The organism is Streptosporangium amethystogenes, from assembly GCF_000721075.1.
In the GTDB taxonomy this organism is placed as follows: Bacteria; Actinomycetota; Actinomycetes; order Streptosporangiales; family Streptosporangiaceae; genus Streptosporangium; species Streptosporangium amethystogenes.
The window spans coordinates 1-19,187 of record NZ_JOEQ01000061.1 but is presented as its reverse complement, the minus strand read 5'-3'; the positions used below and the strand labels follow the sequence as shown (position 1 = coordinate 19,187).

The 19,187-nt window shown below is 67.2% G+C and carries 22 protein-coding genes; 8 read left to right on the top strand and 14 right to left on the bottom strand.

The window, feature by feature from the left end:
* Positions 1-518 precede the first annotated feature (518 nt).
* Positions 519-860 (bottom strand): tyrosine-type recombinase/integrase, encoded by a 342-nt coding sequence (locus IG98_RS54000; protein ID WP_245651934.1) that lies wholly within the window; start codon positions 858-860, stop codon positions 519-521.
* Positions 861-1,356: 496 nt separating this feature from the next.
* Here IG98_RS54000 and IG98_RS0141770 point away from each other — a divergent pair, with 496 nt between their 5' ends.
* A complete protein-coding gene (locus IG98_RS0141770) occupies positions 1,357-2,160 on the top strand; it encodes an NPP1 family protein (protein WP_030925686.1) in 804 nt (267 codons plus the stop codon).
* Positions 2,161-2,422: 262 nt separating this feature from the next.
* Here the strand turns inward: IG98_RS0141770 and IG98_RS0141765 are convergent, their stop codons facing one another.
* Positions 2,423-3,397 (bottom strand): quinone oxidoreductase family protein, encoded by a 975-nt coding sequence (locus tag IG98_RS0141765; RefSeq protein ID WP_030925683.1) that lies wholly within the window; start codon positions 3,395-3,397, stop codon positions 2,423-2,425.
* A 97-nt stretch (positions 3,398-3,494) separates the two neighbouring features.
* On the opposite strand from IG98_RS0141765, the gene IG98_RS0141760 reads away from it, so the two are divergent.
* Together IG98_RS0141760 and IG98_RS0141755 are read left to right on the top strand one after the other, a co-directional pair.
* The gene (locus IG98_RS0141760; RefSeq protein WP_030925682.1) at positions 3,495-4,121 is read left to right on the top strand and encodes a TetR/AcrR family transcriptional regulator; all 627 of its coding nucleotides are present in this window, start codon (positions 3,495-3,497) and stop codon (positions 4,119-4,121) included.
* Positions 4,122-4,534: 413 nt separating this feature from the next.
* The gene (locus tag IG98_RS0141755; protein ID WP_157594840.1) at positions 4,535-5,128 is read left to right on the top strand and encodes a hypothetical protein; all 594 of its coding nucleotides are present in this window, start codon (positions 4,535-4,537) and stop codon (positions 5,126-5,128) included.
* A 377-nt stretch (positions 5,129-5,505) separates the two neighbouring features.
* Here IG98_RS0141755 and IG98_RS0141750 read toward each other — a convergent pair whose 3' ends face one another.
* The 4 genes from IG98_RS0141750 to IG98_RS51565 form a co-directional block, all read right to left on the bottom strand.
* Entirely contained in the window at positions 5,506-6,267 is a 762-nt protein-coding gene (locus IG98_RS0141750; protein ID WP_211264347.1) for a pyridoxal-phosphate dependent enzyme, read from the bottom strand.
* Positions 6,264-7,064, bottom strand: a complete 801-nt coding sequence (locus IG98_RS0141745; protein ID WP_037972721.1) for a ThiF family adenylyltransferase — start codon at positions 7,062-7,064, stop codon at positions 6,264-6,266. Before IG98_RS0141745 ends, IG98_RS0141750 begins: the two co-directional genes overlap by 4 nt.
* A gap of 13 nt (positions 7,065-7,077) precedes the next feature.
* Complete coding sequence (locus IG98_RS0141740) at positions 7,078-7,842, bottom strand: class I SAM-dependent methyltransferase (protein WP_211264346.1); 765 nt, start codon at positions 7,840-7,842, stop codon at positions 7,078-7,080.
* 181 nt (positions 7,843-8,023) lie between these two features.
* Positions 8,024-8,779: a hypothetical protein gene (locus tag IG98_RS51565; protein ID WP_169750291.1), complete on the bottom strand. Its 756-nt coding sequence runs from the start codon at positions 8,777-8,779 to the stop codon at positions 8,024-8,026.
* 743 nt (positions 8,780-9,522) lie between these two features.
* Here IG98_RS51565 and IG98_RS0141720 point away from each other — a divergent pair.
* On the top strand, positions 9,523-10,134 hold the full coding sequence (locus tag IG98_RS0141720; RefSeq protein ID WP_051753630.1) for a histidine phosphatase family protein: 612 nt from the start codon (positions 9,523-9,525) through the stop codon (positions 10,132-10,134).
* Positions 10,135-10,812: 678 nt separating this feature from the next.
* Positions 10,813-11,706 (top strand): slipin family protein, encoded by an 894-nt coding sequence (locus tag IG98_RS0141715; protein ID WP_030925669.1) that lies wholly within the window; start codon positions 10,813-10,815, stop codon positions 11,704-11,706.
* Between the two features lie 79 nt (positions 11,707-11,785).
* On the opposite strand, the gene IG98_RS0141710 is transcribed toward IG98_RS0141715, so the two are convergent.
* A complete protein-coding gene (locus IG98_RS0141710) occupies positions 11,786-12,730 on the bottom strand; it encodes an RNA ligase family protein (protein WP_030925668.1) in 945 nt (314 codons plus the stop codon).
* Between the two features lie 137 nt (positions 12,731-12,867).
* Positions 12,868-13,440 carry a peroxiredoxin-like family protein gene (locus IG98_RS0141705; protein WP_030925667.1) on the bottom strand — a complete coding sequence of 191 codons (573 nt, stop codon included), beginning with the start codon at positions 13,438-13,440 and terminating at the stop codon, positions 12,868-12,870.
* A 69-nt stretch (positions 13,441-13,509) separates the two neighbouring features.
* On the opposite strand from IG98_RS0141705, the gene IG98_RS0141700 reads away from it, so the two are divergent.
* A complete protein-coding gene (locus IG98_RS0141700; RefSeq protein ID WP_030925665.1) occupies positions 13,510-14,124 on the top strand; it encodes a TetR/AcrR family transcriptional regulator in 615 nt (204 codons plus the stop codon).
* Between the two features lie 74 nt (positions 14,125-14,198).
* Positions 14,199-14,543: an MmcQ/YjbR family DNA-binding protein gene (locus IG98_RS0141695; RefSeq protein ID WP_030925663.1), complete on the top strand. Its 345-nt coding sequence runs from the start codon at positions 14,199-14,201 to the stop codon at positions 14,541-14,543.
* 170 nt (positions 14,544-14,713) lie between these two features.
* On the opposite strand, the gene IG98_RS0141690 is transcribed toward IG98_RS0141695, so the two are convergent.
* Complete coding sequence (locus IG98_RS0141690) at positions 14,714-15,037, bottom strand: hypothetical protein (RefSeq protein WP_030925660.1); 324 nt, start codon at positions 15,035-15,037, stop codon at positions 14,714-14,716.
* 417 nt (positions 15,038-15,454) lie between these two features.
* Here IG98_RS0141690 and IG98_RS0141685 point away from each other — a divergent pair, with 417 nt between their 5' ends.
* Positions 15,455-16,126: an enoyl-CoA hydratase-related protein gene (locus IG98_RS0141685; RefSeq protein WP_030925658.1), complete on the top strand. Its 672-nt coding sequence runs from the start codon at positions 15,455-15,457 to the stop codon at positions 16,124-16,126.
* A gap of 282 nt (positions 16,127-16,408) precedes the next feature.
* Here the strand turns inward: IG98_RS0141685 and IG98_RS0141680 are convergent, their stop codons facing one another.
* The 5 genes from IG98_RS0141680 to IG98_RS48220 form a co-directional block, all read right to left on the bottom strand.
* Positions 16,409-16,708, bottom strand: coding sequence for an NIPSNAP family protein (locus IG98_RS0141680; RefSeq protein ID WP_030925655.1), 300 nt, complete (start codon positions 16,706-16,708; stop codon positions 16,409-16,411).
* 310 nt (positions 16,709-17,018) lie between these two features.
* On the bottom strand, positions 17,019-18,233 hold the full coding sequence (locus IG98_RS0141670) for an RNA polymerase sigma factor (RefSeq protein WP_030925653.1): 1,215 nt from the start codon (positions 18,231-18,233) through the stop codon (positions 17,019-17,021).
* Positions 18,233-18,619: a YciI family protein gene (locus tag IG98_RS0141665; RefSeq protein WP_030925652.1), complete on the bottom strand. Its 387-nt coding sequence runs from the start codon at positions 18,617-18,619 to the stop codon at positions 18,233-18,235. The genes IG98_RS0141670 and IG98_RS0141665 overlap by 1 nt, the downstream gene beginning before the upstream one ends.
* 117 nt (positions 18,620-18,736) lie before the next feature.
* Positions 18,737-19,018, bottom strand: a complete 282-nt coding sequence (locus IG98_RS0141660) for a hypothetical protein (RefSeq protein ID WP_051753627.1) — start codon at positions 19,016-19,018, stop codon at positions 18,737-18,739.
* A 58-nt stretch (positions 19,019-19,076) separates the two neighbouring features.
* Positions 19,077-19,187: DUF397 domain-containing protein (locus tag IG98_RS48220; protein WP_157594838.1), on the bottom strand; the 111-nt coding region annotated here is incomplete at its 5' end.

Sequence of the window (19,187 nt, the reverse complement as noted above, 5' to 3'; positions counted from 1 at the left end):
GAGGACATCCAGGCAACGATCTTCGCACTCGACGCATCCTCACCGACTCAGCCGAGGCTACGGGGCAGTATTCATCACGAAATGTGGGCCAGATCCCAGATCCCAGGATTCAGACGTCGTTGACAGGCGGGATGGGTGCTGGAGGCCGAGTTGTTGCAGGTCAGGCCCTGTGTGACAACCCATGGACAGGGCTCTGTGAAACCGTCGGCGGATTCCTTGGGCCAAGGGTCTGCGGCATCTCAGCCTGAGCAATGTCAGTCGGACGAGGTGTCCGTCCTGCGGGGGGAAGCTCGACCGTGGATCACGGGAGACCGTGGCCGCAGGTCAGGTCGATATTTGTCCTGGTCAGGCACGTGCTTGAGGTGCCTTGCGGGCGAGTGTCACTGGTTCGAACCCAGTGGTGCCCACCAGCCGAAACGCCTCGTATCCGATCTTCGGAACGGGGCGTGGGTGACTGACTCCCGAAGATGTCGTCCATCGCCTCGGCGCCCTGCATGAGCACCGGCCGGATCTGCTTCCTAGACCGTCTCGGTGACCACCGTGTTCCGATGCCCGACCAGGTGTGAGATGTCCTCGATCGGGGCGCCGGGGTCCGAGAGCAGCGAGACGAAGCTGTGCCGCATCTCGCGAGGGGTCCAGTCGGTGCCACGCAGTCCCGCCTTCTCAATGATCTTCCGTACGTCGCGACGTACGTTGCCCGCGCTCATCGGGGTGCCCTTCGATGTACAGAACACGAGGCCCGCTTCTGTACCCGCCTTCTCCTGCTCTTCCCGGAGCGTCCGCAGCGCGTCCACGCACCGCCGGGGGAGCTTGAGGGAACGGCGCGACCTGACGGTCTTGGTGTCCCCCTTCTGCCGCACGGACCGCCACACGTAGATCGCGAACTGTTCGTTTTTTCTGGCCGGTCTCGGTGACCGGTGACCACACGTTGCGGCTTTCGTCGTAGCCGTGGATCAGCTTGAGAGAACGGGTGCTCAACTCGTCCGTCTTGCTCGCCAGTCACCGGTCGACGTGGACGCCCTCTGTCAGGAGGACCTTCAGGCTGCGATCGCCCGCCCTCCCGGGATCCGGCGACCCTGCTCCTCCGGGAGGCGATTCATGAGCCTTCGCGCGTGGTTCACCTTTCGACCGTCGCCGATACATGTTGGCGTCATTTGATCTAAGGACCTTGATCAAGTGTCGGTTCCGTGGTGCTGTGAAAGTGCGAGGCGTGCTCATATCGGCGCGGAGAACACCGCCGACGCCCCCACCACGCCGACGTGCCGTCAGGTCATGGAGCCAGTCCTTCGAGAAAGCGGAAGAATGCGAAAGCTGTCGTCATTCACGTGCACCGCGAGGGCATCGAAGTCAGCGACCGTGTCAGAGAGGAGTACGTCCTCCCCTACGTTCCTCACGCGCAGGCGTTCCCGGCTCGGGATCGTGCTCGGCGCCACCGCTCTGGGGGTCGTGATCCCCGCGTCGGCGGCCTATGCCGCTCCGCCGCAGAACCTGCCTCAGTCGGCCGGAGGGTACGAGGCCTCGTTCTCGCCGGCCTACGACTACGACGGCGACGGCTGCTACGCCACCCCCGCCATCGGGCCGGACGGGACCCTCGCTCCGGGACTGAACCCGACCGGCGCGGTCAACGGCAACTGCCGTGACCAGTCGGACCTGGACAACTCGCAGACCTACGCCCGTTCCACGTGCAACAGCGGCTGGTGCGCCATCGTGTACGCCAGCTACTTCGAGAAGGACCAGGCGCTGCCCGGGATCAGCCTCGGCGGCCACCGTCACGACTGGGAACACGTCATCTCCTGGGTCAACCAGGCGTCCAATCAGGTTGAGTACCTTTCGACCACGCAACACAGCAGCGTCGTGACCTATACGCGCTCGCAGGTGCGCTTCGACGGGTCGCACCCCAAGGTCGTCTATCACAAGGACGGGGCGTCCACGCACTTCTTCCGGCTCGCCAACGGCAATGACGAGCCGCCGGAGAACCACTACCACAACTGGCGCTATCCCCCGCTCGTGGACTGGAACGGCTGGCCCAGCACCTGGCTGCGCGACAGGCTGATGGTCGCGGACTTCGGCTCCGCGACCATCAAGATCAATGACGGCAGGTTCGGGGACCTCCTCTCGCGCGCCAAGCCGAGTGGCATCCCCTTCGACCCCTGGGCCTGACGAGCCCGTCATCGCCCGCACACCATCTCCCTGGACACGACCCTTCACCAAACTCGGGGTGATTCACAGAATGACCTCTGCCCGTACCCGGGCAGGCTGCCGAACGTCGACCTGCGCGTAAGGGGGACAGTCGCCGTGGATCGTGCCGGACGAGTTGTGGGAGCGGATCGAGCCACTGCTGCCGCAGCTGGGAGGCGGTAAGCGGACGGCCCCGCCGGTGTGCCTCGTACGGCTGCCTGGTACGCGTCGATGATTGAGCCAGTCAGGGGATGAGCAGGACGCGGCCGAGTTGGGAGCGGCTCTCCATGATCCGGTGTGCTTCGGCCGCCTCGGCGAGCGGCAGCCGGGCGTGCAGCCTGGCGCGTAGGCTCCCCTCGGCCGCGTACCGGGTGACCTGGTCCATGTCCTCGCGTGCCTGCTTCGGCGCGATGGCGCGCCAGGCGAGCAGTGAGAACCCGGCCACCGATCTCATTGCGAAAAGGCTGGTCAGCGGGATGTCGGTGGCCTCGCCGCCGGCCGCTCCGTAGACGACGGCTCGGCCGAACGGGGTCAGAAGGTCGAGGCTGCGCAGCAGGACGCGGCCGCCGACGGAGTCCAGGACGACGTCGACTCCTCCTGGCGCGGCCTCGCGCACCTGTTCGGGCCAGTCCTCCGCGGAGTAGTCGACGGCCGCGTCGGCGCCGAGTGCGCGGGTGAAGTCCAGCTTGGCGGGGGAGCCGGCCGTAGCGATCACGGTGCCTGCGCCGGAGATCTTGGCGAGTTGCACGGCCAGGTGGCCGATGCCTCCCGCGGCGGCGTGAATGAGCACGGTCTCGCCGGGTGACAGCCGGGCGGCGCGCAACGTGCCCAGCGCCACGGGGGCGCCCATCGGCAGCATGCTCGCGGTGGCGTCGTCGATTCCCTCCGGCACGGGCGCGAGCCACTCGGCGTCGGCGAGGACGTGGTCGGCGAAGGCGTCCTCGGCCAGCGTGGCGACCCGCCGGCCGGTGAGCGCGGGGTCGACGCCCGACCCCACCGCGTCGACCGTGCCGACCACGTCGCCGGTGAGCACTGCGGGCAGGTCGCGCCGGTAGATCCCACCGGCGTCCGGCCCCTGGCGGAACTTCACGTCGACGAAGTTGGCACCGATCGCCTCGGCGCGGATGCGCACCTGGCCGGGGCCCGGACTGGGCATCTCCGTCTCCTCCATGGTGAGCACCTCGGGGCCGCCGTAGGTGTGGTAACGGATTCGGCGCATGTCGTCCTCCTGCTTCGAGGGTAAAGTGGACCTGCGGTCAAGTTCGACATGAACGTACTTGACCGGCGGTCCAGTTGTCCATGGGAAAGAGGAGCCGATGATCGAGGAGCGTCGCGAACGCGCTGACGCGGCACGCAACCGTCGCGCCATCCTGAGGGCCACAGAGGACCTTCTCGCCCGGCATCGGCCCGAGCAGATCTCCATGGAACAGGTCGCCGCCGCTGCCGGGGTCGGTAAGGGTACGGTGTTTCACCGTTTCGGCAGCCGGATGGGACTGATGGTCGCGCTGATGCAGGAGCGGGCCTACGCCCTGGAGGAGGCCGTGGCAAGCGGACCTCCGCCGCTGGGGCCCGGTGCCCCGCCCGAGGAGCGGCTGATCGCCTTTCTGGACGCGATCGTCGACGTCGTCGGCCGCAACAAGGGGCTTCTCGCGGCGCTTGGCCACGCCGCTACGGCGGCGCCCAGGCCGGAGTGGAAGGAGCACGGCGAGCACCGGGACGAAGACGGCGACCACCCCGTCTACCGGTTCTGGCACGGTCACACCAGTGCGCTGATCGCCGCGCGGCGCCCCGACCTGGACGGAGAGTTGCTGGCTCACATCTTGCTGGGCAGCCTCCAGAGCGAGCCGGTTCTGCGGCTGCTGGAGCGTGGAGAGGCGAAGCGGCTGGCCGCGTCGCTGCGCGTCATGGCCTCGGGGATGCTCACGGCCCCCGCCCTCGCCTGAGGCGAACCGGCCGAGAAGCCGTACATTCCCCGATGCTCACCGGCGCTGGTCAGTGGGTCGCCTACGGTCTTGTCATCGCAGGCCGGAGGCGAGTCACCGGCATCGCCGCCGGTATCACTCGCGCGCTGTCTCGCCGGTGACCGCGAGGCGACCCACTTGGTACAGGGACGACGGGCCTGTTCGACCGGTTCGGCTACCAGGCCTCCGGATCGCGGAGCAATGGACGGGACGTCTGCGGGAAGGCCCGAGAGGGGATGCGAAGAGCGCGGGTTCTGGATGACCGTCTCGCGTTGCAGAGGCATCTGTTCGTGCTGCACACCGATCGACTCAACCGGCGAGGACTCGTCTTGTTCAGGAACAGTGCTCAGTAGGATCCAAGTCGGAGACAAGGGCTGATCGGTAACTTGCCCGGAATGAGAAAGCGATCTTCTGTCCTCGCCGTGTTGGCCACGACCGCCCTGCTCACCACTCCCACCGCTGCCCTGGCCGCGGCGAACTCGCCGACGGTGGCGTCGGCTTCCGGGACCAAGACACTCTCCTTCCGGGGGATGAACCTGAAGGTTCCCGCCACCTGGAAGGTGTACGACCACACCGACCGGGTTCTGGTGGCGACCGGTAGCTGCAAGGTTCCCGAGCCCTTCGCCCCCAACTGCCGGGGGTTCTGGCTGTACGGCCCGGAGGTGATCGCCTACGGCGCCGAGGGCCGCCGTTACACCGGTGGGCAGCCGTTCGTCCCGGCCAGTGGGGCGCCGGCGGGCTGCCCCTTCGAGTACGGAAGCATCCAGGTGATCGGCAAGGCCGTCTCGACAGGGCTGCGTCAGGCCGGGCGTGGGCACAAGGCGAAGTACACCGCCTGGGCCGGCCGGTGCGTGAAGCAGAAGAGCGGCCGGCAGACGGAGAGTTTCATCCAGCGGGAGTGGTTCCTGCCCGAGTCGAAGATCGTCGTAGTGGACGTATGGGGGGACCGGCAGTTGCCGGGCCTGCTGAAGAACGCCACGTGGAGCTGACCCGAGAACGGGGAGCGGGCTAGGCCGAACCGCGCCGGGATCGATGGAGTCTCCATCGATCCCGGCGCGGTTCGGTTTGATCAGCCGGCCAGTTCGTCGAGGTGGGCCTGAAGGACCTCGACGCAGCCTTGCGGGCTGGGTATGTCCGGGTGTCGTAGGGAACCGGTCGGCGGCGCGGAGCAGGGCGACGAGGTGGGACGCGCGTCGGCGGGCCTGGGCTGACTCGATCAGTGGCGATGACGATAGCGATGGCGAGAGTGGGGCCCGCAAGGGACGTTGGCCGCCGCCTCCGGGTTGACCACGCACGCTGGGTCGCGGCGACGGGATGAAAAGGCTCACCGAACGGAACGACTCGCTGGAGGGCCTGTCACGCAGCCCTACTCCCGAGGGCGGCCGTCGTGGGAAATCACCAGCACCTGCTCCGGATTGGCATAGGTGTTCGTGTACCTCAAGAGTGAATCCAGAGCGCCCGCACCGGAGTTTTCCGTGTCGGATGGGATGGGAAGCGGGATTTTCTCCTGATAGGAATGGAAAAGATCCTGGTCACCCAGATTCTGGAGGGCATAGTGCCTCCAGCCGGGAACGGGATCGCCTGCCCTGGCCTGTAGTCCCATGACCGAATAGCCAAAGGGAGCAAAGACGCGGTACAGTCCCGCAACAGTGGCGCCGGTGCCGAATCCGCACACCAAGTAGCGAATTTCCGGCCAATTTTTGCGGATCTCCCGCAAAAGATGCAGTCCCCATAGCTCCACGTACCTCACCAAGGTCACGTTGGTGAACTGTCTCGGCCAGAACCAACCTTCCTGCTCGTACTGAAGGCAAAGCTCGTGAGCTTCGTCGAGGTTCGTGATCGTCCGTATCTCGCCACGGAAGCCGCGCCTCATCAGATGATCGCGGCCGGCGGCATCCGTGATGGCGACGGTCGGCAGTCCTTTTTTTCTGCCGAGCAGATCCAGGGCGAGCGCGGTTGACGAACCGGAGATCTCAACGAACCCTCGAACATCTTCCGGAACCTCTTCAAGGAAAAGCTCGTACGTCAGGTACTTGAGGCTTCCCGATTCACACACTCCGCCCCAGAGCACGGCCGGGCCGTTCTCATCGGGCCGGGTGAGGGTGAAAGACGCGTCCATGGCGCTCATGCGGGGACGACCGAGCCTCGGACATAGTGGTGGTCAAAGAAATCCACGTACAGGTACTCGGGGTGGGACACCATCTGATCCCGCCCCAGGAGGATGGCGCGCATGATCTCGCTCACCATCATCCCGGCCGCGGTGGTAGCTCCGATCACGCAGGTGGGAGCATGCCCGCGCCCGGCGAAGCAGGCGTCCCAGTGCTTCTGCACGACATAGCTGCCGAGCCGGGGGATGATCTTGGGTAAATCGATGCGTCCATCCGGAAGCATGTAGAGATCCTCGTAGCGAGGCGCTTCGGGCTGGAAAACATGCAGAGCGGCCCCGAAGCCCAGCATCAAGCCGGTCATGATGACGATCCCCTGCTGCCTGCATGCTTGATGCAGCCATTCCTTCGCCCGGAGACCGGCGATGTCGATGACTTCCACGACGTAGTCCACCGGTTTTCCGTCGAATCCCGAAAGCAAGGAATCGATATTGCTGTCCGTCACGCCCTCAGGCACTTTGCGGATCCGCAGTTCCGGGTTGATGTCCTGGCACATTTTCCCGACGACCTCGATCTTCAGCTGACCGACGGTGCTGTCGAAGCTGCCGACCTGGCGATTGGAATTGTGCACCTCGTAAACGTCGAAATCCGCGAGCGTTACCCAGCCGAAGCCCAGGCGGGCCAGATCCACCGCGCACTGCCCGCCGGCGCCGCCCACTCCGGCCACAAGAACATGGGTGTCCGCGACCCTCTTCATCGACTCTTCGTCCAGAATCCCCAGGTTGCGCTGGAGTCTGGGGTTGACCTTGGAGCCTTCCATCGGAAACCTCATTTCACTTCTGCATGCAGACGTAATAGTTCTCGCCGAAGTAATCGTCGCCATCCGCGACCAGGGGGCGTGAGAAACCCAGGTGCCGCAGGGTGTCCACCAGCTGGTCCACCTCGAAGAACGTCACCATCTCATTGGGGTCGGTGGTCAGTTTCTGAGCACAGGTCGAATGATGGGCCAGCGCGGCCTGGAGAGCCTCGGTGAAACGTTCTTCCGCCTGCCACTCCGCGATGGAGTGTCGAAGCACCTTCTGCAGGTCGGGCCGGCGTTTCGGGCCGGTGGCGATCATCACGCCCCCCGGCTTCAGGTGGGAGAGGACCTCGCGCAACGCTGATTCGACGTCTTGGACGTAGAAAAGGACGTTGTTGAGCAGGACCGCGTCCGCGTCAGAAACAACCTGGGAAGGAAAGTGCTCCACGCTTCCCTCCATGACCGTCCATCGGTCACGAGCCTCGCCCGACGCGGCCGCCTTCTTGTCGTGTGCCCGTTGCAGCATGGCGGAGTTGTTGTCGAAACCGATGACCCGGTGACCACGGTCGATCAGTTCCTGGCTGACCAGGCCGGTTCCACACCCGGCGTCGATCACGATCCGCCGGTCCTCCGTGTCGCGAAGGATCTTTCTGAGCATCCGCTGATAGCAGTTCAGCTCGGGAATCATCTGGTCATAACTCTTGGCGAACTCGGTCCAGATGTTTTCGTTCATGTCGCTTTTGACTCCCTCAAGTCTTTTTTCATGGGTGATGGAGAGGATTTCACTACGGCGAAGCAAAGTAGTTGACGCTTAGGTGATTTCGGCATACCGGTCGGCAAGAGAATCGTCTGCGGGTACGCGGAGGTCACGGTTTCCCGCAGGTCGGCGTGGTCGTGCCCCGAGGGCGTCGCTTCGGGGTCCTCCTTCACACTTCAGGCGCGGATCGTGTGGCGGGGCGGCTGCGGCGCGCCCCGGCGGATCAGTTCCGTGAGTGGGCCGCCGCCTGTTCCTCCCGGTGGCCCCCGCGCAGCTTCATGATCGCGTGCGGCATCAGGGACAGGGTCTGCGCCCGGCTGCTGTAGGTCAGGAAAAGGGTGTCGTCCCGGTTGGCGGGGGGAAACGAGCCGGAATAGCAGAGCACTGTGTTCGCGAAACCGTAGGCGTCCACGAGGCTCTGCCTCAAGGCGTTCTTCGAGAACACGATTCCGGTGTCCCAGTCGCTCCTGAACAGGTCAAGGGTGAGTATCTTGGCCAGCGGAAGCAGAAGGCCGGGAATTTCCCTTCCCCGCCAGCTCGGATGCACCCAGTGCCCGCCGTAGTGCGCCACTCTGCCGGATATGACGGGTGTCTCCGCCGGCAGCACGAGGTCCAGCGACTGTTCCAGCCCGGGGGGCGGCGGATCGAACCACAGCCGCATGGAGCTTATATGACGGCTGAAGTCCGCCGTGTATATCATTCGCACGGCGATGCACGCGACCGTCGATCCGCCGCGGTCCCTGATATCCAACCAGTAGCTGTTCTGGGCGGAGACGGGACTATGCGCCGGGTCAAAAGTCGGGTTGATGCCATCGGCGTGAACCGCGGTCCGCATGTGGCGGACCCAGCTTGAAATATCCGTGTTGTAGTCCAGAGTCAGGCCCCGTTGGTTCAGCCAATCTGCGGACTCGTTCAGGAACTCGTTCAATGTGGCGGCGACGGCAGCCGAACTGCGACCTATCTCAAGGACCTGACCCACCAAGATTCCAACCTCCGACCGGGATATGGCTCGACGGACTGCTTTCACTGGGCAGGTCAACGTTCCATGCGCTCCCGCCTGGCTCCGTGACCTGGCGGGGCCGGTGACGCGCTGAGATGGCCGGGTGAGGTTTCCCGGCCAGGGCCACGCACAACGGCAGGACCGTCATGAGCTCCCGGTGGGCTTCGGCCTGCTCCATGGCCGACCCCCGTGGCGCGCGTATCGTCGAATGTTGGGATACATTGTGAAAGCGCCTTTCCGGCACCGCATGGTCTTCCGTCGTGGAGCTCACTGAAATTCCATGTGGTGGATCCGGGATTCCCCCGACTCACTTGGTGGCGATCGTTTCCAGGGCCTGTCTGGTTCTTCGTGCAGGAAAGCCGTCATCATTTTCTTTCTTGCAATAATCGATTTGCCTGCCGCAGTGGCCTGATCTGCATCGGAATTTCGATCGGCTTTGCCGTGGCGTGAAACCGGTCACTTCGCGACAAGATTGTCCAGCCCTGGTTGAGGAAGACTTGGAGTCCTCTTGAGGGAACTTCGTACGCCCTGGTCATGGGGGGACAGGCGAGGAGGAGCCACGGGATGAGGTCGCACGCCTGCGGGGTTGTTGGACGTGGCTCCGCCTCGTACCGTGGAGATCTGGCGCGATCCGATCACCTCGGTCCGCAATGAGATCGTGTTCGCCGGATACACCGGCTACCTCCCGGGACTGCGTTCTCCCTGAAGCTCTGGAGCTGAGTGTGGCAACGACGATCGTGTACGAGACACACTCGATCACGACCGACAACGAGGTCGGAATCGCGACCGGCTGGTTACCGGGAGAGCTGTCACCGCGCGGCCGTGAGCTGGCTCGGGAGCTTGGCGAACGCCGCCGCCACGATGGCCTGGCCGCGGTGTTCACCTCTGATCTTCGCCGTGCCGTGCAGACCGCGGAGCTCGCTTTCGCGGGCACCGACATTCCGGTCCACCAGGATGAACGGCTGCGCGAATGCGACTACGGCGAGTGGAACGGAATGCCCGTGGCGCGGCTGGCCGTCGAGAGATCACGGCATATCGACATGCCGTGGCCGGGCGGGCAGAGCTACCGGCAGGTCGTCGAGCACACCCGGGATTTCCTGACGCACCTTGCCGGGCTCTGGGGCGGCAGGAGGGTGCTGCTGATCGCACACTCGGCCAACCGGTGGGCGCTGGATCATCTGCTCGGCGGGCGGGCACTGGAGGATCTGGTGGACGAGGAGTTCGCCTGGCGGGAGGGCTGGGTCTACGAGTTGCCCGGGGAATGGGGAGGCGCGATCCGCGCCTCGGATGAGGCGTCACCATGTTCACCTGCCGCCCGGCCCGGAGACCGCTAACCGAGGCGGGGCAGGCCGGTGGTGTCTGCGGTGGACCTGATCTTCGAAAGCGTCCGGAGACGCGCAGAGGGGATCAGGGAGCGGATTCGTGTCCTTCCGGATCGGGATGTCGAGCATCGCGTCCATGCGCCGTAACTCGTCGCGGTGGAGCACGCTCCGGCGGGCCGGGACCTGTCGCGGGCGCGTCGCCGAGTGTCATGCGCGGGTGCGGTGACGCGGGTGGTGCGGGTGACACAGGCGTGATTCCGGTGGGAGGAAGGCCGGAGCTCCTCAACAAAAAGGTGCATATCGGACACTTTGTATCGCGCTACGATAGAAAGGTCCGAACGGGGGGGCAGTATGGCCGCGCCTGACGGACAGGCACCTCTGGGAGGTGTGTCGTGCCCAGTGACCGTGAACGCGAGGCGGCGCACGAGATTAAGTGCCGGTCGCCGGTCGAGGACCCGGGCTTCGCGCGGCCCTTTGACGCCGGCGTGCGACGCCCGCGCCGCACGCCGTCCGGCCCGATCCGGGGGAGTTCTCCGACATCGCCCGCACTCGGAGTGCCGCTCCAGCTGATCCGGCAGGCTCGGCAGGTGTCACCGCCGGCCCGTCCGCCGCGAGCGGGACCCGCGAATCGGTCACCGATCCAGGAGGACTTCGGGCCGGCGGGACCCAGGGGAGACGTGGGAGGAAGAAATGATCACTACTGTCGTCTACGCGCTGATCGCGATCATGGTGCTGGGTGCGATATGGCTGAAGGCCGGTGTGCGGATCGTCAAGCAGTTCGAGCGGGGCGTCGTCTTCCGGTTCGGACAGGTCCGCCCCGAGCTCCGCGCTCCCGGACTAGCCCTGATAATGCCGGTCGCCGACCATCTGCAGAAGGTCAACATGCAGGTCGTCACCATGCCGGTGCCCGCCCAGGACGCCATCACCCGGGACAACGTGACGGTTCACGTGGACGCCGTCATCTACTTCCGGGTCGTCGACCCGGTACGCGTGGTGGTCGGCGTCCAGGACTATGAATCCGCCATTCGCCAGGTCGCGCTGGCCTCGCTGCGGTCGATCATCGGTAAGAGCGAGCTGGACGACCTGCTGTCCAATCGGGAGCGGCTCAACCAGGGCCTGGAGCTGATGATCGACAGCCCGGCCGTGGGCTGGGGCGTGCACATCGACCGGGTCGAGATCAAGGACGTGGTGCTCCCCGAGTCGATGAAGCGGTCCATGTCGCGGCAGGCCGAAGCGGAACGTGAGCGGCGTTCCCGCATCATCACCGCCGAGGGCGAGCTGCAGGCCTCGAAGAAGCTGGCCCAAGCCGCCGAGACGATGGCCCTGCATCCCGCCGCGCTGCAGCTGCGCCTACTCCAGACCGTCGTCGAGGTTGCCGCGGAGAAGAACTCCACCCTGGTGTTGCCCTTCCCCGTCGAGCTGCTTCGCTTCCTGGAACGAGCGACACCCCCCGAGTCCGGACAGGCCACCGCGCACTCCACCCCGGCGCTGTCCGGGGACCTGTCGGCCCCGGTCGGCCAACACCTTCCAGGCACCCGCATCCCCAGCCAGGTCGCCCCCGACGCTGCGGAAACCGGCCGGTAGGCCGTACCCGGCTTTCGCCACCGGGTGCCGCTTTCGAAGCGTCGGCCATCTCCACCGGGGCCGCGGCGACGATCCGTGCTCACACCTGATGGTGATCACTGACCGCGACCCCGCGGATGGACGCCTGCAGTTCGGCCTCCTCCTCGTCGCCGAGCGCCGCCATGGCCGAGGGAAAGGTCGCCGACAGATCCACCATGATGTCGAGGACCACCTCATCCAGGATCTCGTCGAGGGTCGACGGCCCCACCTTGGATCGCGCGCCGGCCAGTCGCGGCCCGTTGACCATGGCTCGGGCGACCTGGCGTAGTTCCTCGGGAGTAAGGATCACCTGCGGGTCCCAGGGGCGGCTCTGGTCGAAACGTTGCTCGTCGAACTCCTCGATCTTCAGCTTGACGGTCGGCCTGCGGTCGGAAGGCAGGGGGATATCAGGCCGCAGGACGATTCCCTCGGCCAGGTTGTCCTGGATGCTGGGCAGGCCGAGTGCCTGTGGCACCCGGCTGGGGAACCGGACCGGCAGAGCATCGAGCTCCGACCGGGTCCCTCTGCCGAGAATCGGCACAACATCGAGCTCGGCGTCGGCGGCGATCGAGGCGACGTCCGCGTACGGCAGGAAGACGCCGGGATCTCCGGGATCCCGGTGGTGCAGTACGTCGAAAAGGGCAAAGCGGATTTCCGGGCTGTACCAGACCCCCGTTTGAACCGGAGTGATGCCCGGCATCGGCGAGACGTCGGGGTGGGGATAGTGGCCTCCGTACAGCTCGCCGTAGACGCGCACGGCCGCGCCGCCCCGAGCCAGGGCGGCCTTCGCGGCCTTTTCGAGGTGGCCGCGCAGAAGTCGCCAGCCGAAGAAGGGCTCGTCGTCGCGCAGCCAAGCCTTGCGCTTGCCCACGAGCGTGTTCCGGCCGTCATGGGCGATCACCATTTGAGCTCCGTGCACCTTCTCGGTCGCCACCCAGGGACCGCCGACAACCGCCCTGCCGGACCGCTCAGTCGTAGGGATCTTGGGGTAGGGCAGATGTCGCATTGGAGCAGTATGGCAAGGGCAAGCGCAGAGAGCACCCGATATACCGAGCCGAACGGCGGATCGGGATCGCGGGGCGAGTCGGCCGTACATCCTGTCCGGTCTCAAGGCGCTGCCGGAGACCGGCGACCGTGACCGGCTCAGCGAATGTCCGCCCGGCGTGCGCGGGCCGCCAGGGCCAGCACCTCGTCGAGTGGCCACTGGTCGTAGGCATGCTCGCCGTACCCGCACGCGACCACCCGGCCGTCGGGGGCGATCAGGAAGTCGGCGGGGAGTCCGAGCCGCCCGCCGCGCGGCCGGATGGACGGTAGACGCTCCTGCCCGCGGGCGACCGTCCAGAGACCGCGTACGACGGCTCGGACGATCGTCGCCCAGACCCGGGGGTCGAGCAGCGCGCGGGGTGCCTGTTCCACGCCGAACTCCGCGTACAGCTTCTTGTCCGGGTCGGCGACGACGGCGAACGGCAGGCCCGTGGCGTGCTCGGCCAGTTCCTCGGCGGGGGAGTGGAACACCACCACCTCGCGGATTCCGGCCGCCTCGATCTCGGTGTGCCGGGTGACGAAGGAGCGCAGGTGCAGGTTGCAGACCGGGCAGCCGGCGAAGCGCCGGAACTGCAGGTGAACGAGACGGTCCCGGTCCGGGACGGGGGCCGCGGGGCCGGTGACGGATTCCAGTTCGCGGGCGGGGACGGTGGAGCCAGGGTGGAGACGCATCGGAACTCCCTCGTAGGCGTACGGTATATACCTACGATTGTAGGCGTATGCCGTACACTTTCAACCGCCATGCCACGTCCGCGTTCGCTCACCCAGGACCAGATCGCCGCCGCCGCCCTCGCCGTCATCGACCGCGACGGCCTCGCGGCCCTGTCGATGCGCGCGGTCGCCACGGAGCTCGGCATGAGCGCGATGGCGCTTTACCGCTACGTCGGCGACCGCCAGGAAGTGGAAGGGCTCGTGGTCGAGCTGGTGCTCGGCGGCGTCGACGTCTCACCGCCGCCGGGGACGTCATGGCGCGAACGGGTCACCACACTGGTCGGCAGGTTGCGCGACCAGGTGGGCGCGCACCCACACGTCGTGCCGCTGACGATGACCCACCGGCACCGTTCCGTGGGCGTGCTGCGCTGGTCGGAGGCGGTGCTCGGCATCCTCACCGAGGCCGGTCTGGCGGGTGCGGACCGGGTCATCGCGCTGCGCGGCCTGCTGAGCTACGTGATCGGCGCGGTCCAGCTGGAGCATCTGGGCCCGTTGTCGGGTGCGGGCACGACCGTCATCGCCGGGCTCGCCCCTGCCGACTTTCCGTACATGGCCGAGACGGCGGGTCACGCGCGCCTCGTCGGCGCGGACGAGGAGTTCTACGGGGGCCTGGCCATCGTGCTGCGCGGGATGTGCGACACCTGATCCGGGTGGGTGGCGGGTGTCCCGGCCGGGCCGTGCCCGCGGAGATTGTCGGAGTGCTCTGATAGACGTGGCCCATGGGTGTGAGTGTTGGTGAATTCCTGGAGATGCTCGACCGGCTTCCCGAGGTGCAGCAGAGCGACTCCGGCAGCTGGACCTCGCTGAAGGTCCGGGGCAAGGGTTTCGGCTACATATGGGGGGACACGGAGACCGTGGGCCTCAAGGCGACGATCGATGAGCAGATCGCGCTGGTGACGGAGCGGCCGGAGGTGTTCGAGGTCCAGTTCACCGCGGGCCGGTTCGGCTGGATCGTGGTGCACCTCGCGAAGATCGATCCGGATGAGTTGTTCGAGCTGGTCACCGAGGCATGGTGCCTGACGGCTCCCAAGCGGCTGGTCGACGCGCACGAGGCCGGGCGGTAGGGCTGCGGACATGTCGGGGCCGGCCCGTGATCTCGCGGACCGGTGAAGTGGCCGCGACCTCATGCCAGGGGCCTGCCGGTTCCTCAACGGAAAGCGCGGGTCCACACCCCGCCTGTTCGTGGCCCGCGTCGAGGGACGCGGCGGTGCCTCGCGAGCCGTGCACGGCCCTGTCAGTCGTCGATCCCCGCGCCGCCCCTGTTGCCGGGAGTCTGGTTGTCGCTGATATCGCCACCGATGCCGACATCGCCGGGGCCTATGTCGACGCTGACACCGCCCCTGCCGACGACGCCGTGACCGCCGCCGTGACCGTGCCGGGCGCGGCACCTCTCGGGGTTCCTGTGCTTGCGGCAGGGCTTCTGGGCGGAGCGGAGAGTGGTCGAGGTGTTCGAGGCCACGGTGTCCGCGACGGCGGACGGAGCCGGCGTCGTCATGGGAGCGACGAGGGCGGAGGCCGCCATCGTCCCGGCTGCGAGAGCGTTCCTGACCTTGATCATCGCATCTCCTCGCGGGTGGAGATCTCGAACTCCGGCTCTGGGGGAAAGCGCGACGCGCTGCCCGAGCCGGCGGTCGGCACGGCAGGGAACCTGCTCCCACGGTAAGCGGGGGGACCCGAGGTGGTCGGCCACAGGATTTCAAAACCTTGGGGCGGTCCGATGATCCGCGAGGGGGCTTTACGTCACGCTGGATTATGACTCCGCGCTCGGGGCTGATCCTGCGGACAAATGAGCCACCTCGATGTAATATGCGATTCGCCGTAGTTACTCACTAGTAGCATCGTTGCCAACGCAGGCTCCCGCCGGTCTTCGACGTCAGAAAGGTGCTCATGTTCGACGGCTCGCTCGTCGCGGGCGCGGCTGCCGACCCCAGCCGGGCCAGATGTGCATGAGCGACAGCCGCGAAAGGAATCAGGCATGCCCACGCTCGACCGCCAGGACGACGTTTTCATCCTCGACATCGGGGACACCGAGAACCGCTTCCACCCCGACTGGATCGCCTCCGTCAACGCCGCGCTGGACGAGGTGGAGAAGGCGGAGGGCCCCCGTGCCCTGGTGACCGTCGCGACCGGCAAGTTCTTCTCCAACGGCCTGGACCTGGACTGGCTGTTCGCCCACGCCGACCGGCACCGGGACTACGTGGTCAGCGTTCACGAGCTCCTGGCGCGGGTACTGGCCCTGCCGATGGTCACCGTGGCCGCCCTGCAGGGGCACACCTTCGCGGCCGGCGCGATGTTCTCCCTGGCCCACGACTTTCGGGTGATGCGCGCCGACCGGGGCTACTGGTGCTTGCCCGAGGCCGACATCAACATCCCGTTCACTCCGGGCATGTCCGCGCTGATCCAGGCCCGGCTGGCCCCGCAGACCGCGCACGAGGCGATGACCACCGCACGCCGCTACGGCGGCCATGACGCCCTGGCCGCCGCCATCGTCGACCGCGCGGTGGACGAGGACGCCGTGCGGCAGACCGCGATGGAGATCGCGCGCGCCCAGACGGCCAAGGGCGGCCCCACCCTCGGCACCATCAAGGCCCGCATGTACGGGCCCGCCATGGAGAGGCTGCGGGAGAAGGTCGACCCCCTCGGCTGAACGATCGAGGTCCAGGAGCCGGCTATACCGTCCCGGATCGCTCGGACCGACGGCCGGACGCTCACCGCGGAGGGAGGCGTCGCGGATGAGGAGATCTGGGGCGTCCATGGCACAGCACGGTAGAAGCGCACCCGCGAGCCCTGTGACGGCCAGACCTGCCAGGTCGCGTACCGCGAAGCGGCTACCCGTGTCGCCGGAGGGCCGTGCGCGGATCAGCGGATCCAGCAAAGGGAGGACACGCGCAATCTTGACGATTTTCTCCGAGAGTCATCGCACGGACCGTCAGTAGACGGGGGTCACCTCGCGGATCACCCGGTTCATCAGGTAGAGCAGCGGCTCCACGCCCGATTCGATGCGGTTGAGAGAGTCCCAGTACTGCTGATTCCGCTCTCGGAAACTTTCCGGACCGTCGTACGAGAGGACCACGATGAACTGGTTCCGCTCGTGATCCACCCAGGCGCCATGGATCTCGAACCCGAATTCACGGCGGAGCGGCGCGACCTTCGATCGCCATTTCTCCACCCATTCCCCCATCAGGCCCTCCTGGATCGTGTAGGTGCGATGCTGAAAGGTCCTGGCCATGTCATCGCTTTCCGTGTCGGGTCGGATACGGGGGCGCCTGCGATGAAGATCGTACGACTACCGGGCCGGATCACACGCGGGGCCACTCCGACCTGGTCCAGACCCGATGCGAGGTCAGCCCGGCCTCGGTGTACTCGGTCTCCACCCCGTGCTCGTCTCTCGCCGTCATCTCCGCACCGGAGAAGAAGGCGATCGAGCTTCGGACGGCGGCGATCCCGCTCGGGGATTTCCTCGCGAGCAGTCATCCGGGGTTGTCAGGCATGTTCGCATCCGGGCCGCGCTCGAATCCGGGCCGGCCGCGCTGGGGAAGTCAGTCCAGCGCGGCCACCTTGCGCAGCAGCACTGAGCGTTCGCGCTGGTTGGCGCACAGCCGGGCGGCCAGCTCCAGCTCGGCACGCGCCTCCGGTCGCCGGCCGAGGCGGGCCAGCAGTTCCCCGCGTACGGTCGGAACCAGATGCGAACCGGGGAGCCGGTCCGAGGCGATCAGCTCGTCCACGATGGCCAGGGCCTGAGCCGGACCCGAGGCCATGGCCACGGCAACGGCCCGGTTGAGCTCGACCAGCGGCGAGGGCGCGACCCGGCCGAGCGCCTCGTAGAGCAGCACGATCCGATCCCAGTCGGTCGCCTCGACCGAGGGCGCCGACGCGTGGGCGGCGGCGATCGCGGCCTGCAGGCCATAGAGGCCGAGGCCGCGGGTCGATGCCCTGGCCAGCGCGGCCAGCCCCCGGCGGATCGCCGAGAAGTCCCACAGCCGCCGGTCCTGGTCCTCGAGCAGGACCGGCGTGCCGTCCGGGCCGGTCCGGGCCGGGAAGCGCGCGGCCGTCAGCTCGCACAACGCGAGCAGGCCGTGCACCTCCGGCTCGTCGGGCTGCAGCGCGGCCAGCGTGCGGGCCAGCCGGATCGCCTCGTACGCGACGTCGGGGCGCAGCAGCCGGTCGCCCGACGTGGCCGTCGACCCCTCGGTGAAGATCACGTAGAGGACGCTGAGCACGCCGCCCAGCCGTTCCCGGCGCTCGCCGGTCGGCGGCAGCTCGAACGGCACCCCGGCCGCCGCGATCGTCTTCTTGCCCCGGGTGATGCGGGCCTGCACGGTCGGCACGGATACCAGGAACGCGCGGGCGATCTCCTCGCTGGACAGGCCGCCGACCACGCGCAGGGTCAGCGCCACCCGGGCCTCACGGGAGAGCACCGGGTGGCAGCTGACGAACATCAGCGCCAGGACGTCGTCGTCGATCCTGTCGGGGTCGATTTCCTGGTCGCCCGCGGGGGCGGCCGCCAGCAGGGCGTATCGGTCCTGGAGGGCGGCCCGGCGGCGGATCGCGTCGATCGCCCGCCGCCGGGCCGTGGCCATCAGCCAGCCGGCCGGATTGGCCGGAGAGGCACGCGGCCACGACACCAGCGCCTCAGCCACCGCCTCCTGGGCCGCGTCCTCGGCCAACCCGAAATCGCCGGTGAACCGGGTCAGCGCGGCGACGATCCGGGCCGACTCGATCCGCCAGACGGCCTCGACGTCGGCCGTACCCATCAGATCCGGCCGCTGCTCTCGCTGCCCTGCGGGACCTCGTCGGCCTCGGCCACCCGTCGGACCTCGATCTTGGACCCGCGGACCGCCGGGACCCGCTTGGCCCACTCGACCGCCTCCTGTTTCGTGGCGACATTGAGCAGGAAGTAGCCACCGAACAGTTCCCTGGTCTCGCCGTACGGCCCGTCCGTGACCACCGGCGCCTCGCCGCTGAAGTCGACCACGACGCCCTGGCCCGGATCGTCCAGCCCTTCGGCCGCGACGAGAACCTCGGCCTTCACCATGTCCTCGATGAACCGGCGGGTCGTGTCCATCATCTCGTCGAGATCAGCCATCATGGCCGCGTTCGTCTCATCGGTGCCCCGCATGATCAGCAGGTATTTCGACATCGCGTTCTCCTCATCCCGCGGGGCCGCCTCTCGGCCCTCGCCCTCACACGTCGAACGAGCGGCCCACCGATCGACACGGCTCCGGAGAAATCTCTCGCCGCGCCGCAGCCGATCCCGTCAGACCGGCCCCTGAGCGATGGCCGGCGCGGACGCCCTGCTGATGATGATGCTGATCAGCTTAGTAGCGCTGTTGACCAGGATGCCCTCGCACGACGGGTCTTCGGCGGCCATGCGTGGCAGGACCGCGCCGGAGGCGCCGACGTTGCACCGCGACCCGGGCGCCTGCGACGCCACCTCCGGGTCGGCGAAGGTGAGGATGCGCGGCCGGCCGTCGCCGAGCCGCTGTCCCCGGCGGCTTTGCTCGGGCTGGAATGCGTGTTCGCGGGTGAGGTCGGCCACAGACGGACGGCAGCCGGCCGCCTAGGTGGTTGCCTGGGCGGCCGGGGGTGTCGGAGGGTTAGGGGAGGTCGAAGTCGTCGGCCTTGATGGTGTTGATGAAGGTGGTCCATTCGGTGGGGGTGAAGAAAAGGCTGGGGCCGTGGGGGTCTTTGGAATCGCGTACGGCGAC